Raw genomic sequence first — 13,354 nt, forward strand, 5'->3', positions numbered from 1 at the left:
ACATCGTTGTGACCGTCGTTTCCGGCATGGTAGCTCAGGCGAGGAGGAAGTACCGCAGCCACAGGTAGGGCGCGGCGAGCAGGATCGTGATGGCGGTGACGACGATGCCCTTCTTGGTGAACTCCCAGAACGAGATCGGCGTGCCGGCCCGCTTGGCGATGCCCAGCACGACCACGTTGGCGCTGGCGCCGACCGCGGTGAGGTTGCCGCCGAAGTCGGCGCCCAGCGCCAGCGACCACCACAGCGCCTCGGCCTGCACGGGGTCGGCGATGCCCGCCGACAGGTCGGCGACCAGGGGGCTCATGGTCGCCACGTAGGGGATGTTGTCGATGACCCCGGATAGCACCGCCGAGACCCCGAGGATCAGCATGACCGCAACCAGCGCGTTCCCGCCGGTGGCGTCGGCGGCCCAGCCCGCGAGGGTGCCGATGACGCCGGTGTGGATGAGGGCGCCGACCATGATGAACAGGCCCGCGAAGAACAGCAGCGTCTCCCATTCGACACCGGCCAGGTAGTCCTTGGGCCTCGTTTTCGAGATCAGCACGAGCACGCCGGCGCCGAGCAGCGCGACCACCGACGGTTCCAGGTGGAAGATCGAGTGCCCGACGAAGGCGGTGAACACCGCGGCGAGCACGACGCCGCACTTGATCAGCAACGCGGGATCGTGGATGGCTTCACGTTCGTTGAGGGCCATCACGTCGGCCACCCGGTCCGGGTCGGCGTCGAACGAGCCGCGGAACAGCCACGGCAGGATCAGGGTGAACACGATCAGCTCGATCACCACGATCGGCGCCATGTTCACCAGGAAGTCGTTGAACGTCAGGCCGGCGCGGCTGCCGATGATGATGTTGGGCGGATCGCCGATCAGGGTCGCCGCGCCGCCGATGTTGGAGGCCATCACCTCGGCGATGAGGAACGGCACCGGGTTCACCCCGAGCCGGTCGCAGACCAGCAGCGTCACCGGGGCGATCAGCAGCACGGTGGTGACGTTGTCCAGGAACGCCGAGGCGACCGCGGTGATCAGCACCAGCAGGATCATCACCCGCAGCGGCGAGCCCTTGGCGCGTTTCGCCGCCCAGATCGCGACGTACTCGAACACCCCGGTGCGGCGCAGGATCCCGACGATGACCATCATCCCGAACAGCAGGAAGACGACGTCCCAGTCGATGCCCGTGTCGTGGGAGTAGAACGCCTCGTCCGAGCCGACGACCCCGGCGGCGAGCACCACCCCGGCGCCGGCCAGGGCGGCGACCATCTTCGGGATCCGCTCGGTGGCGATGAGCAGGTAGGCGACCACGAACACCGCGATCGCGATCGCGGTGGTCATGCCGGCCCCCTCAGCGCAGCGCCAGCTCCAGCAACCGCGACGCGGTGATCACCCCGACCAGCCGGCCGTCCCGGAGCACCGCCGCGAGCGGGCAGCGCAGGCGGGCCATCACCGCGGCGACCTCCACGATCGTGTCGTCGAAGCTGACCACCGCCAGCTCCGGACGGTCCTCCGGCAGCAACGAGCGCACGGTCTTGCCGGACAACTTGTCCGCGACGTGGTCGGCCATCGACTCCGACAGCACCCCGGCCAGCGACGGATCGTCCTGCACGTAGCCCGGCACCAGGAACCGCACCACCTGGGAGGCGGGCAGGATCGCCGTGGGCGCGCCGTTCGCGTCGGTCACCACGAGGCCGGGCAGCCGGTTGCGGGCCAGCAGACGGGCCGCTTCCAGCGCATCGGAGTCCAGGTCCACGACCGGGAAGTCCTCGGCGATGTCGGTGCAGCGCATATCCGCAGACTACGACGAAACGGGCACCTTCGCCGTGGGGCGTCCGATCTCCGAGCACCACACCGAAGGCGAATACCAGCGCCACCGAATCTCCCGCCGTCGACAACGAACCCGCCCCGTTGCGTGGGGCGGGTGTGCCGACCAGACTTCCCGGCGCGCCGCCCGTAAAGATGCCGCAAAGCCGGGCCCGAAGCAAACCGGTCGCGCCGGTGTGTGCAGTGACGTGACACACCCGGTGACCGCGCCGGTTTCCTCCGGCCGGTCCGTAGGCTGAGCCCCCGTGGCGTCCCTGAAATCGGTGCGTGCGGGGTGGCGGCGGGTGTTCGCCCAGTTCGCGCATCCGGCCCGGGTCGTGGTGGCGGCCTTCGGGTCGGCACTCGTGGCCGGCGCGGTCCTGCTGGCGCTGCCGGCGGCCACCGAGTCCGGCGAGCACACCCCGGTGGTGTCCGCGCTGTTCACCGCGGCATCGGCGCTGTGCGTCACCGGGCTGGTCGTGGTGGACACCGCGGGCCACTGGTCGGCGTTCGGGGAACTGGTGATCCTCGGGCTGATCCAGCTGGGCGGCTTCGGGGTGATGACGCTGGCATCGCTGTTCGGGCTGCTGATCAGCGGCCGGATGCGGCTGCGCACCCGGCTCTACGCGCAGACCGAGACCAAGAGCGCCGGGCCGGGCGCGGCGCGGCGCGTGGTGCTCGGGGTCGTGCGCACCAGCCTGCTCGTCGAGGCCGCCACCGCGGTGGTGCTGACCATCCGGTTCGCCACCGGGTACGGCGAGTCCTGGGGCCGGGCCGCCTACCTGGGGGTGTTCCACGCGGTCTCGGCGTTCAACAACGCCGGGTTCGCGTTGTGGCCGGACAACCTGGTGCGGTTCGCCACCGACCCGTGGATCTGCCTGCCGATCGCGGTCGCGGTGATCGCGGGGGGCCTCGGTTTCCCCGTGCTGTGGGAGCTGCGGCGGCAGTGGCGCCACCCGCGGCGCTGGTCCCTGCACACCAAGATCACCCTCGGGGTGAGCGGGGCGCTGCTGGGGCTCGGCACGATCGTCCTCACCGCGGTCGAGTGGTCGAACCAGGCCACGCTCGGCGCGCTGCCGGTGCCGGGGCGCCTGCTCGCGGGGTTCTTCCAGGCGGTCATGCCGCGCACGGCCGGGTTCAACAGCGTGGACGTCGCCGGGATGCACCCGGAGAGCTGGTTGTCGATGGACCTGCTGATGTTCGTCGGCGGGGGCAGCGCCGGCACCGCCGGCGGCATCAAGGTGACCACCTTCGCGCTCCTGGCCGTGGTGATCTGGGCCGAGCTGCGCGGCGAGCCCAGGGTCAACGTGCTGCGGCGGCGGCTGCCCGACGACGTCCAGCGCCAGGCGCTGACCATCGCGCTGCTCGGGGTGGGGGTGGTGATCGCGGGCATCTGGTTCCTGCTCACGATCACCCCGTTCACACTGGACCAGGTGGCCTTCGAGGTGGTCTCGGCGTTCGCGACCGTCGGCCTGTCCACCGGCATCACCGCCGACCTGCCCGCCGCCGGGCATGTCATGCTGACGGTGCTGATGTTCATCGGGCGGCTCGGCCCGCTCACCCTCGGTGCCGCCCTGGCGCTGCGGGCCCGGGCACGCCGCTACGAACTTCCCGAGGAGCGACCGATCGTTGGCTGACAAGCGAGAAGCGGGTGTGGTGGTCATCGGCCTGGGCCGGTTCGGCGCGTCGCTGGCCCTGGAACTGGCCAAGCGCGACGTCGAGGTGCTCGGCATCGACCGCAGTCCCCGCATCGTGCAGAGCCTGTCCGGCCAGCTCACCCAGGTGGTCAGCGCCGACTCCACCGACATCGAGGCCATGCGCCAGCTCGGCGTGCCCGAGTTCTCCCGCGCGGTGGTCGCCATCGGCACCGAGCTGGAAGCCAGCATCCTCACCGCGTCCCTGCTGGTCGACCTCGGCATCGACGACATCTGGGGCAAGGCGACGAGCCGGGAACACGGCAGGATCCTGGAGCGGGTCGGGGTGCACCACGTCGTGCTGCCCGAACACGACATGGGCGAACGGGTCGCGCACCTGGTCACCGGGCGGATGCTGGACTACATCGAGTTCGAGGACGACTTCGCCATGGTCAAGACCCGCGCACCCGCGTTCGCCGTCGGCAAGCCGCTGGGCGCGAGCGGGATCCGCGCCAAGTACGGGGTCACCGTCGTGTGCATCAAACGGCCCGGGCAGGACTTCACCTACGCCACCCAGGACACCGTCGTCCTTCCGGGCGACACCCTCATCGTCGCCGGCACGACGCGCCAGACCGAGCAGTTCGCCGAACTCAGCTGAGCTGCGCCCGCGACTGCCCGGCCGGCGCTCGTCCCGGAGTTCACGCCGTCAGCTGGAGACGGCGCTGGAGCACCGCCGACACCGTCCACCACGGTGCGCGGCGCCGTGGCCGGGCTACACTCCACCGGTCCACGATGCCGTGCAGGAGCCCCGTTGTGCCGATCTTTCTCACCCGGTTGATCGCCCGCCTGGTGTTCCTCCGCAGCTGGCTCACGCCGGTCCTGGTCATCGTGTTCGTGTTCGTCACCAGCTGGCCGCTCATGGCGCTGGCCGAGCCGGCCGGCAGCGACCTCGTCCGACCGGCCAACTACTGGTGGTACTTCGTCGTCACCGCGGCCACGGTCGGCTACGGCGACTTCTACCCGGTCTCGGGAGCCGGACACGTCGTCGGCGCTTACGTCGTGATCGGCGGCATCGTCACGTTGACCACCGTGTTCACCAAGCTCGCCGCGGTGCTGGAAGAGGCGAAAGGACGGCGGATGCAGGGAGTTGCCACCGTGACCGCGGCCGACCACGTGGTGCTGCTCGGCTACACCGCCGGGCGCACCGAGCGGCTGGTCCGGGAACTGGTCGCGGACGGAGCCGGCCGGATCGTCCTGTGCGCCTGGGACGAGGTCACCACCCATCCGATGCCCGAACAGGACATCGACTTCGTGCGGGGTGACCTCACCGGCGAGCAGGTCCTGCGGCGCGCCGTGGTGCAGCGTGCTCGTGCGGTCCTCATCGACGCCCGGGACGACAACGAGGCCCTCGCGATCGCCGTCACGGTGGATCACCTCGCCCCGGACGCGCACGTCGTGATCACCCTGCGGGACATGGCACGGGCGGATCTCATCCACTACGTCGATCCCGGCTTCCGGTGCGTGCAGTGGCACACCCCGCGGATGGTCACCGAGGAACTGACCTCCCCCGGGATAGCGGAGGTGTACGCCGAGCTGATGACCCACGGCGGCGCCAACACCTATTCCGCGGTGCTCCCGGCGGCGGTGCCCGTCGAGCGGTGCCAGACGACGCTGAGCCGGCAGCACCGGTCCACGCTGCTCGCCATCCGGACCGGCGAGCGGCTCGTCGTCAACCCGCCCTGGGACGCCGAGGTTCCCGCCGGATCGACCATCTACTACGTCGGCCCCCGCCGGCTCACCGGAGACGACATCGAGGCCGCCTTCGCCGGCGGCGGCTCCGCGCGCTGACGTCCCCCGGTCACAGCCACGGGACGTCCGCACCCCCGTCGACCGGCGGTTCGCCTCCTGCTTCGGTGAAGGCGCGGAGCGCCCGCACGAGGCCGCGGCGAGAGGTGACCGGCATCCTGGTCACGATCCGGGTGATCTCCGCGCGCCGCCGCCGGGTCACCGATCGCACGACCGCGGCGCCCTGGCCGGTCAGGCCGACGACCAGTTCGCGGCGGGACGTGGGGCTGGTCTCGCGGTCGACGAGGCCGGCGGCGACCAGCCGGTCCACCATGCGGGAGGCGGTCGACGGGTTGACGGCGAGGTGGCCGGCCAGTGTCGTCAGCTTCGCCGGTCCCCGGCTGTCGAGCACGACCAGCACCCGGAACTGGGCCACCGTGATCGACTCGTCGACCGCGCTGATCGACCGCGCCGACACCGCGACCAGCAGACGCGATGCCGTGAGGAAGGCGTCGGTCAGGGCGTCGACGTCGCCGGGCGCCGGTTTCGCCCCGGCGGTGCGGGTGGCGCGGCCGGTGGTGGGTGCGGTGCGTGGCGGGCGGCGAGCGGGCACATCTCAGTTCTACCCGATCGCCGATCGTTCCACCCCGGCCAAGGTTGGCGGGTGCAATCGTTGCCCTGGTCAGGGTTCCCGGCTCGGATCGAGACAACGCTCCTTCGCTCACCGCCCCGACTACGCTGTCGCGTGTCACCACTGGCCCGGGTGCATGCGAGCGCCGCCATCACGCCCCCGGCCACCCCGCCGATCACCAGCACCCCCGACGGCCACACCACGCGCGCCCGCGTTCCCCGGAACGTAAGGCAATCGCAAGGTGCGGCCGGGGCCGGGCGGGCGGCGCCGGGCGGGCGGGCGGGAAGAATGGCCGCTATGCCGACCCGAGTTCTCCTGGTCGAAGACGACGAGCGCATCGCGCAGGCCCTGACGCTGGCCCTCGACGACGAAGGGTTCGCCGTGGTGCACGTGCCCAGCGGTGAGCGCGCGCTGGAGACCGTGGAAGCCGGCCCCGTCGATCTCGTGCTGCTGGATCTGATGCTGCCCGGCGTGGACGGGCTCACCGTCTGCCGCACCTTGCGGGACAGCGGTGACCTGCCGATCATCGTGGTCACCGCGCGCTCGGAAAGCCGCGAGGTGATCGCCGGCCTGGAGGCCGGCGCGGACGACTACGTCACCAAACCGCTGGTCGCGGGCGAGCTGGCCGCCCGCATGCGCGCGTTGCTGCGGCGGCGGTCCCCCGGGCGGCCGGCCGTGCTGCACGTGGCCGACCTGGAGATCCGGCTGGACGCGGCGACGGTCTTCCGCGACGGCACGCAGGTGCACCTGACCCGCACCGAGTTCGGCCTCCTCGCCGAGCTGGCCGCGTCCGCCGGCAGCGTGGTGACCCGGGAGCAGCTGCTGAGCCAGGTCTGGGGCTACGACTACTTCGGTGACACCCGCCTGCTCGACGTCCACATCCGGCGGTTGCGGCGCAAGGTGGAGACCGATCCCGACCACCCGCGGACCATCGTGACCGTGCGCGGGATGGGGTACAGGATCGAGCCGGAACCGTGACGCGGTTCCGTCGCCCGCTCCGGCAGGTGCTGTCGCTGCGGTGGCGCGTCGCCGTCGCCTTCGGGCTCGGCTCGTTCCTCGTCTCCGGGCTGTTCGCCCTGGCGACCTGGAACCTGGCCAGCGGATACATGCTCGACCAGCGTCTGCAGAGCGCCACCCAGCAGGCCGCGGTGAACGCGCGGCTGGTCGAAGAGGCCATCCGCACCGGGTCCGGGGGCCTGGAGGAACTGCTGACCGGCCTCACCACGGGTCCGAACGCGACGATCATCGTGCAACGGCCCGGTCACGTGCTCACCGGCGGCAGGCAGGTCGAGTTCGCCGAGCTGCCCCGCGCGTTCGCCGACGCCGCCCGGTCGGGCACGCCCGTGCGGCAGCGCCTGCACGTGCGGGACGTCCCCGTGCTCGCGGTGGCGCTCCCCCTGGCCACCCAAGGCGGGTTCTACGTGGAGATCTTCCCCCTGGCCGAGATCGACCGCACCTTCCACTTCCTCAGCAGCCTCCTGGCCGGTGGCACCCTGGCCAGTGGAGTGCTGGGCGGTGCGCTCGGGTTGTGGACCAGCCGGCGGGCACTACGCCCGCTCACCGCCCTCACCGCCGCCGCCTCCCGGGTCGCCGCCGGTGACCTCGGCGCCCGCCTGCCCCAGCACGCCGACGCCGACCTGGCGCCGCTGGCCCGGACCTTCAACGAGACGACGCAGGCCCTCGAGCACCGCGTCCAGCGCGACGCCCGGTTCGCCGGCGACGTCAGCCACGAACTGCGGTCCCCGCTGACCACCATGACCAGTGCCGCCGAAGTGCTGCACCGCCGGCGGGACGATCTGCCCGAGACCGCCCGCCGGGCGCTCGACCTGCTGGTCCTGGAGGTGCACCGGTTCCGGCGCATGGTCATCGACCTGCTGGAGATCTCCCGCGCCGGCCAGCAGGGCGACGACGACGCCTGGGAAGTCCTCGACCTGCGCGAACTGGTGACCAACGTGCTCGCGCACCGGAACACGTCCTCGCCGCCGGTGGACGCCGGGCCGGAGCCGGCGCTGGTGCGGGGGGACCGGCGGCGGCTGGACCGCATCGTGGGCAACCTGCTCGACAACGCCGAGCACTACGCGGGCGGGGCGCGCCGGATCGGGATCGGCGTGGGAGCGAGCCGGGTGCGTCTCGAGGTCGACGACGAGGGGCCCGGCGTGCCGGCGCATCTTCGCGAGCAGATCTTCGAACGCTTCACCCGCGGCACGCGGGCCGGCGATCGCCGGGACGGCAGCGGCAGCGGCCTCGGGCTGGCCATCGTCGCCGAACACGCCCGGCGGCTCGGTGGGGCGGCCTGGGCCGAGGACCGGCCGGGCGGCGGATCCCGGTTCGTCGTGGAACTTCCGGAGGCCACCGCATGAGGCCGGGTGTGCGTCGCTTCGCGGTCGTCGTGGTGTGGCCGGTGCTGCTCGCGGCCGGCTGCGGGGTCACCACCCAGGACGAGCCGGAGCCGATCCCGTCGACCACCACGGCCGTGCCGACGACACCTCAGGTCACGCAACGTCCGGATCCCGCGGTGACCACGGGCCCCTCGTCACCCACTTCGTCGTGAGGGGGCCGGCGCCATTCCACGGCGTGGTTCCGCGTACCCACGTCCGCCAGACCGTGCGGGACGCGGCACGGGACCTCGAGGGACAGATCGTCGCGGAAGCTCTCGGCGAAATGCTCTACCGGCTGGCGCACTACCGCCTCAGCCGCGTCACCCACGTGCACATCTGACCCGGAGGACGGGTCGTGGTGGGTTTCCGAGCGGCCACAATGTCAGCTGACCGTCAGGCACGACCGCACCGGCCGGTGCGACGATGGTGATCGAGATCGGCGCGATCCAGGGAGAACGATGCCCACGACCACACCCCGGCTGACCCAGCTCACCATCGTCGTCAGCGCACAGCTCATGGCCGAGTTCGACGACGTCGACGCGGACGAGGTGTCCCGCGTCGTCCGCGAGTCCGTGCGCGACCTGAGCGGGCGGATCGCCTCCGAGGCGGTCAGCGAGCTGCTGCACCGCCTGGCACATCACCGCCTCACACGGCTGATCGCCGCCGGCCGCCCGCACGCGTGATCATCGGACACGGCCGGCACTGCCCCATCGCCCGGGCCGCGGAGCTGGTGGCGCTGTCCTGGATGCCGCTCATCCCGCGCGAACTGCTCCACGGGCCGCGGAAAGCCATGGAGAAGGTCATCGTCCCGTCGGGACAGTGGAGGCGGCGCCGGCCGACCGCGCGGGAACCGTCACCAGGGCTGGTACGGGCTCACCGTGATCGTCCCGTGCCCGCACACCGGGCCGTAGGACCAGCTCACGCGCAGGGGTTCGCCCCCGCCGGGCGGAACCAGGTCGAGGTGACCCGGTGGCGGCTGGCACGGCCCGGTCACCGGCTCGTCCCCCACCGGGACCACACCCCACCGCAGGTGCTGCCGCGCCGCGGTCCCCCGTTCGAGCCGCACCGGGGCCGGTCTGGGTCCGGCTTCCCGGCGGATGCGCGTGGGAACGGCACGCCCGTCCTGTCCCACCAGCCTGATCCGGCCGTACCCGTGCAGGGTGCAGGTGCCGCCGGTCGTCTTGGACAGCCGGATGACCGCGTACCTGCTGCCGGCGGCGGGGTGCTGGGCTTGCAGGTCGGCCGTCAACTCGTTCGTCGTGCACGGCGCGGCCTGGGTCGCGGCGACGTTGTCGGGCGCGGCGGCGTGTCCGCCCGGGTCCGGCGCCGGCCCGCAGGCCGAAGCCGCCGCCAGTGCGGCCAGGACGGCGATCCCACGCCGGCTGCGCGCAACGACCGTCCTCATTGCTTCTGCGATCCCATCGCGATGCAGGCGTAGTGCGGTATCGCATCGACCGGTTCCCGTGGCTGGACCTTCACGTCCAGACTGATCGGCCCGGTCCGGGAGAAGGTGAACGTCATCGGGATGGTGGTGCCCGCCAGCGCCTCCGTCGTGAACCCGGTGGCGTCCACGTAGTAGGGCAGGTGCCCGGTGAGCACCCGGCCGGGTGGAATCGGCACCGATGCCTTGGCCTGCACCGGGATCTCCGGGACCTGCTCGGCGGTGCCGTCACAGTACTGGTCCCACCGCAACGAAACAGCGCGCACCACCGGGCTGGTCACCCCGGTGAGGGTGTCGTCCTGGTCGCCGGTGTTGCTCACCGTGAAGAGCACCCGTGCGTTCTCCCCCGGCGAGTACCGCCCGTCGTCCGGCCGCTCGACGTAGACGTTGAGCAGCCGGACCGGGCCGTCCCCGGCGTTGGTCCCCATGGTGTCCGCCCCCTGCCCGTGCTGGCCGGGGTCGCTGCAGCCGGCGAGCACCAGGGCGGCCACCACCGCCGGGACGAGCGTTCGCACTCGGCTCTTCATGGTCCTCCTCGGTCGCCACCGAACCGTCGGCCCGCTGAGTCATCGTCTGCTCCCCTCGCCGGTTCACCCCCGTGGTGAGGGCATTCCCCGGCCGGGGACGGTGAACCTGACGGTTGCCTGACGAACTCGGACCGGAGCACCGGAAGGCGGACTGCGGCCGCCCGTCATCCCAGGGCGGTGATCAGGTCGCGGCAGGCCCGCTCGCAGCGCCGGCACGCCTCGGCGCACACGCGGCAGTGCTCCATCCGCTCCGCGTGCCCGGCGCACTCGTCGCCGCAGGAGCGGCACACCGTCGCGCACGCCTCGAGCACTGCCCGGGTGATGTTCGCGTCGTAGCCGGTGTGGCGGGACAGGATGCGAGCGGTGGTGTCGCAGACGTCGGCGCAGTCCACGTTGGACCTGATGCACTTGCGCAGCTCCGGCAGCCGCTCGTCCGGCTCGGACATGCAGGCGTCGGCGCAGGCGGTGCAGGCCTGGGCACAGGCGAGACACGCCTCGACGCACCGGACGAGCTGGGCGCGGTCGACCTGGCCGAGGTCGGCCGGGTAGGTGTCGAGCATTTCGGAGACCACGGTCATGACTTCTCCTTTCCCTCGGTGACGCCACGTGGCATACCCGCCGGTGTTCAGGGCAACCCCCGGACCAGGACGACGGGAGGGATCCTCGGTGGCACTCGTGCTGGCATTCGGGGTCGTGTTGCTCGTCAGCGTGTCGCTGTCCGGTCTGGCCGCCCGGACGGTGTTGTCCACCGCGCTGATGTTCCTGCTCGCCGGCGCACTGATCGGCCAGGGCGGCTTCGGGCTCGTCACGGTCCACCCCGCCGATCCCCTGGTGTCCACGCTCGCCGATCTGGCGCTGTTCACCGTGTTGTTCACCGACGGCCAGCGCGCCAATCTGCGGGCGCTGCGGGAGAACTGGCGGCTGTCCGGCCGGGCGCTGGGACTGGCCATGCCGCTGACCATGCTCGGCATCGCCCTGCCCGCGCACTTCCTCACCGGGCTGGACTGGCCCACCGCGTTCCTGCTCGGCGCCATCCTCTCCCCCACCGACCCGGTGTTCGCCTCCGCCATCGTCGGCCGCTCGGACGTGCCGGTGCGGTTGCGGCGGTTGCTCAACGTCGAGTCCGGGCTCAACGACGGGCTGGCCCTGCCCTTCGTGCTGGTCTTCCTCGCGCTCGCCACGCACGAGCGGTCGCACCCGGCCACGATCGCGCTCGAGCTGGCCGGCGGTCTCGCGCTCGGCGTCGGGATACCGGCACTGGTGACCCTGGCGTGGCGGCTGCGGATCCTGACGGCGGAACCACGCCTGCAGGCTCTCGGCCCGCTCGCGATCGCGGTGTCGCTCTACGCGGTCTGCCACCTCACCCACGCCAACGCCTACCTGGCCGCCTTCGCCGCCGGCTCCACCCTGGCGACGCTGAACCGGGCGGCCGCCGAGCGCTTCGAGCCGTTCGGCGACCTGTTGTCCGAGCTGACCAAGTTCGCCGCGCTGCTGGTGTTCGGCGCGCTGATCACCCCGGACCGGCTGAGCCACCTGTCGCCCGGCGGCTGGGCGCTGGCGGTGCTGGCGATCCTCCTGGTGCGGCCGGCGGCGATGCTGGTGTCGCTGCTGCGCACCCCGCTCCCCGGACGCGAGCGCGCGACCGCGGCGTGGTTCGGGCCGAAGGGGTTCGCCTCCGTCGTGTACGGCCTGCTGGCGCTGCAATCCGGCATCCCGGACAACCACACCGTCTTCGACCTGGTCGCGGTGACCATCGCGATGTCGATCGTGCTGCACTCCTCGACCGACGTGCCCGTCGCGCGGGCACTGCGGGTCGAGCCACCCGACAACCTGCCGGCCGGTCAGGCGGCGCCCGGCTCACCGGAAGACGCGGCGACGCCGAAGTGACTCCCATATCCGTGCGCTGCCCAAGTGTTGCCTACTGCAATAGTGTCGGCGGGAGCGAGCAGGTCGGCGGGGCGGGACCGGCGGCCCCGGGGTCGTGGTCGCGGCACCGCCGGGCGTGGCGCCGGTGATGGGCCTCCCGCCGATCCCGCCACGGCCGAAGTGTCGTCGCGCATGCCCTCAGTCCTCGCGCAGGTCGAGCACGACCTTGACGTCGTCGTCCTGGCGCTGGAACGCCTCCTCCGCCCGGGCGAGCGGCACCCGCCGCGAGATCAGGCGGGACAGCCATCCGCGGTCGGCTTTCGCGAGGGCGTCGGCGGCGATCCGGAAGTGGTCGCGGTTGGCGTTGACCGAGCCGAGCAGCGCGTCGTTCTCCAGCACGACCTCGCGGTTGAAGCCGCCCGCGTCGACCGGCAGCCGCCGCCCGGACGAGGACACGCCGGTCAAGCAGACGATCCCGTACGGCCCGGTCACGGTCATCGCCGCCACCACGACCGGGCCCGCCCCGGTGGCCTCCACCACGACATCGGGTTGCAGCTTCCGGCCGAGCGTCTCCAGGTCCTCGTGGTGGTAGGTGGCGCCCAGATCGGACACCAGCCGCGGCTTGGGACCGCTGGTGACCCGGTCCAGGACGTGCACGTCGAGGCCGCGCTGACTGCCGAGCAGGGCGGCCAGCAGGCCGATCGGGCCGGCGCCGGTGACCAGCACGGTCCGCGGGTCGAACCACGCGCGGTGGCCCACCCGATCGATCTGGTCCCACGCCTTGGCCACCACGCTCGCCGGTTCCATCAGCACCCCGGCCTGTTCGAGCCCGGGATCGAGGCGGACGGCGTAGGCCGCCTCGACGGTCCACGAGGTGCTGCCGTACCCGTCGAGTTCCTTGATCCCGCGCTCGGTGTAGCGGCCGTTGCGGCACATGTCGAACTGACCGTGCGCGCACGCGCCACACGGCACCGGGTCCGGGCGGCGCACCACTCCCGCCACGAGATCGCCGGCCGCGAAGCCGCTGTCCCCCGGTGCCTGCCGCACCCGCCCGAGTGATTCGTGCCCGAGCACCAGGTGGTCCCGCCCCGGCGGCGCCCAGCCGTACTCCCCGGAGAGGATCTCCCGGTCGGTGCCGCAGATCCCGAGCGCCAGGCCGTCCACCAGCAGCTCCCCCGCTGCCGGCGACGGATCCGGTACTTCGGCGACGGTGAGCGAGTGCGCCTGGCCCGGCCGGACCGTCACTGCCCGCATGACATCTCCTCTCGATCGCGTACCCGCCGCGGATACCCCGACCGGC

16 protein-coding genes are annotated in these 13,354 nt (G+C 72.0%); 9 read left to right on the top strand and 7 right to left on the bottom strand.

Annotated elements, in window-relative coordinates:
- Nucleotides 1-34: 34 nt before the first annotated feature.
- Nucleotides 35-1,327: an ArsB/NhaD family transporter gene (locus tag L1857_RS21800; RefSeq protein WP_094002662.1), complete on the bottom strand. Its 1,293-nt coding sequence runs from the start codon at nucleotides 1,325-1,327 to the stop codon at nucleotides 35-37.
- Nucleotides 1,328-1,337: 10 nt separating this feature from the next.
- Nucleotides 1,338-1,778, bottom strand: a complete 441-nt coding sequence (locus L1857_RS21805; RefSeq protein ID WP_094002661.1) for a CBS domain-containing protein — start codon at nucleotides 1,776-1,778, stop codon at nucleotides 1,338-1,340.
- Nucleotides 1,779-2,058: 280 nt separating this feature from the next.
- On the opposite strand from L1857_RS21805, the gene L1857_RS21810 reads away from it, so the two are divergent.
- The 3 genes from L1857_RS21810 to L1857_RS21820 all read left to right on the top strand — a co-directional run bounded on the left by L1857_RS21810 (nucleotide 2,059) and on the right by L1857_RS21820 (nucleotide 5,274).
- Nucleotides 2,059-3,429 carry a TrkH family potassium uptake protein gene (locus tag L1857_RS21810; protein WP_249466143.1) on the top strand — a complete coding sequence of 457 codons (1,371 nt, stop codon included), beginning with the start codon at nucleotides 2,059-2,061 and terminating at the stop codon, nucleotides 3,427-3,429.
- The gene (locus tag L1857_RS21815; RefSeq protein WP_233156978.1) at nucleotides 3,422-4,084 is read left to right on the top strand and encodes a potassium channel family protein; all 663 of its coding nucleotides are present in this window, start codon (nucleotides 3,422-3,424) and stop codon (nucleotides 4,082-4,084) included. Before L1857_RS21810 ends, L1857_RS21815 begins: the two co-directional genes overlap by 8 nt.
- Nucleotides 4,085-4,239: 155 nt before the next feature.
- Nucleotides 4,240-5,274 carry an NAD-binding protein gene (locus tag L1857_RS21820; RefSeq protein WP_094002645.1) on the top strand — a complete coding sequence of 345 codons (1,035 nt, stop codon included), beginning with the start codon at nucleotides 4,240-4,242 and terminating at the stop codon, nucleotides 5,272-5,274.
- Between the two features lie 10 nt (nucleotides 5,275-5,284).
- On the opposite strand, the gene L1857_RS21825 is transcribed toward L1857_RS21820, so the two are convergent.
- Nucleotides 5,285-5,824 carry a MarR family winged helix-turn-helix transcriptional regulator gene (locus L1857_RS21825; protein WP_249466146.1) on the bottom strand — a complete coding sequence of 180 codons (540 nt, stop codon included), beginning with the start codon at nucleotides 5,822-5,824 and terminating at the stop codon, nucleotides 5,285-5,287.
- Nucleotides 5,825-6,139: 315 nt separating this feature from the next.
- Between L1857_RS21825 and L1857_RS21830 the strand changes: the two genes are divergently transcribed.
- From L1857_RS21830 to L1857_RS21850, 5 genes are all read left to right on the top strand, one after another.
- On the top strand, nucleotides 6,140-6,820 hold the full coding sequence (locus L1857_RS21830) for a response regulator transcription factor (protein WP_116114120.1): 681 nt from the start codon (nucleotides 6,140-6,142) through the stop codon (nucleotides 6,818-6,820).
- Nucleotides 6,817-8,202 carry a sensor histidine kinase gene (locus tag L1857_RS21835; RefSeq protein ID WP_094002642.1) on the top strand — a complete coding sequence of 462 codons (1,386 nt, stop codon included), beginning with the start codon at nucleotides 6,817-6,819 and terminating at the stop codon, nucleotides 8,200-8,202. The genes L1857_RS21830 and L1857_RS21835 overlap by 4 nt, the downstream gene beginning before the upstream one ends.
- A gap of 8 nt (nucleotides 8,203-8,210) precedes the next feature.
- Nucleotides 8,211-8,393, top strand: coding sequence for a hypothetical protein (locus tag L1857_RS21840; protein WP_116114125.1), 183 nt, complete (start codon nucleotides 8,211-8,213; stop codon nucleotides 8,391-8,393).
- Between the two features lie 23 nt (nucleotides 8,394-8,416).
- Nucleotides 8,417-8,560 (top strand): hypothetical protein, encoded by a 144-nt coding sequence (locus L1857_RS21845; protein ID WP_162831228.1) that lies wholly within the window; start codon nucleotides 8,417-8,419, stop codon nucleotides 8,558-8,560.
- 118 nt (nucleotides 8,561-8,678) lie between these two features.
- The gene (locus L1857_RS21850) at nucleotides 8,679-8,903 is read left to right on the top strand and encodes a hypothetical protein (RefSeq protein ID WP_094002639.1); all 225 of its coding nucleotides are present in this window, start codon (nucleotides 8,679-8,681) and stop codon (nucleotides 8,901-8,903) included.
- 170 nt (nucleotides 8,904-9,073) lie between these two features.
- Here L1857_RS21850 and L1857_RS21855 read toward each other — a convergent pair whose 3' ends face one another.
- From L1857_RS21855 to L1857_RS21865, 3 genes are all read right to left on the bottom strand, one after another.
- Nucleotides 9,074-9,625, bottom strand: a complete 552-nt coding sequence (locus tag L1857_RS21855) for a DUF4232 domain-containing protein (RefSeq protein ID WP_116114131.1) — start codon at nucleotides 9,623-9,625, stop codon at nucleotides 9,074-9,076.
- Nucleotides 9,622-10,188 (bottom strand): copper chaperone PCu(A)C, encoded by a 567-nt coding sequence (locus L1857_RS21860; protein WP_094002637.1) that lies wholly within the window; start codon nucleotides 10,186-10,188, stop codon nucleotides 9,622-9,624. The genes L1857_RS21855 and L1857_RS21860 overlap by 4 nt, the downstream gene beginning before the upstream one ends.
- Before the next feature lie 164 nt (nucleotides 10,189-10,352).
- Nucleotides 10,353-10,766, bottom strand: coding sequence for a four-helix bundle copper-binding protein (locus L1857_RS21865; protein ID WP_094002636.1), 414 nt, complete (start codon nucleotides 10,764-10,766; stop codon nucleotides 10,353-10,355).
- An 88-nt stretch (nucleotides 10,767-10,854) separates the two neighbouring features.
- On the opposite strand from L1857_RS21865, the gene L1857_RS21870 reads away from it, so the two are divergent.
- On the top strand, nucleotides 10,855-12,075 hold the full coding sequence (locus L1857_RS21870) for a cation:proton antiporter (RefSeq protein WP_116114133.1): 1,221 nt from the start codon (nucleotides 10,855-10,857) through the stop codon (nucleotides 12,073-12,075).
- 177 nt (nucleotides 12,076-12,252) lie between these two features.
- Here L1857_RS21870 and L1857_RS21875 read toward each other — a convergent pair whose 3' ends face one another.
- Nucleotides 12,253-13,308: a glucose 1-dehydrogenase gene (locus tag L1857_RS21875; RefSeq protein ID WP_116114135.1), complete on the bottom strand. Its 1,056-nt coding sequence runs from the start codon at nucleotides 13,306-13,308 to the stop codon at nucleotides 12,253-12,255.
- Nucleotides 13,309-13,354: the final 46 nt, after the last annotated feature.

Origin of the sequence: Amycolatopsis thermalba (assembly GCF_023376025.1) — a bacterium.
Classification (GTDB): domain Bacteria; phylum Actinomycetota; class Actinomycetes; order Mycobacteriales; family Pseudonocardiaceae; genus Amycolatopsis_E; species Amycolatopsis_E thermalba.

What these genes read in the sequence shown, in the direction of transcription:
- L1857_RS21875 (WP_116114135.1), bottom strand. Translation starts at nt 13,308, where the DNA reads ATGCGGGCAGTGACGGTCCGGCCGGGCCAGGCGCACTCGCTCACCGTC.
- L1857_RS21800 (WP_094002662.1), bottom strand. Translation starts at nt 1,327, where the DNA reads ATGACCACCGCGATCGCGATCGCGGTGTTCGTGGTCGCCTACCTGCTC.
- L1857_RS21805 (WP_094002661.1), bottom strand. Translation starts at nt 1,778, where the DNA reads ATGCGCTGCACCGACATCGCCGAGGACTTCCCGGTCGTGGACCTGGAC.
- L1857_RS21860 (WP_094002637.1), bottom strand. Translation starts at nt 10,188, where the DNA reads ATGAAGAGCCGAGTGCGAACGCTCGTCCCGGCGGTGGTGGCCGCCCTG.
- L1857_RS21830 (WP_116114120.1), top strand. Translation starts at nt 6,140, where the DNA reads ATGCCGACCCGAGTTCTCCTGGTCGAAGACGACGAGCGCATCGCGCAG.
- L1857_RS21850 (WP_094002639.1), top strand. Translation starts at nt 8,679, where the DNA reads ATGCCCACGACCACACCCCGGCTGACCCAGCTCACCATCGTCGTCAGC.
- L1857_RS21865 (WP_094002636.1), bottom strand. Translation starts at nt 10,766, where the DNA reads ATGACCGTGGTCTCCGAAATGCTCGACACCTACCCGGCCGACCTCGGC.
- L1857_RS21855 (WP_116114131.1), bottom strand. Translation starts at nt 9,625, where the DNA reads ATGAGGACGGTCGTTGCGCGCAGCCGGCGTGGGATCGCCGTCCTGGCC.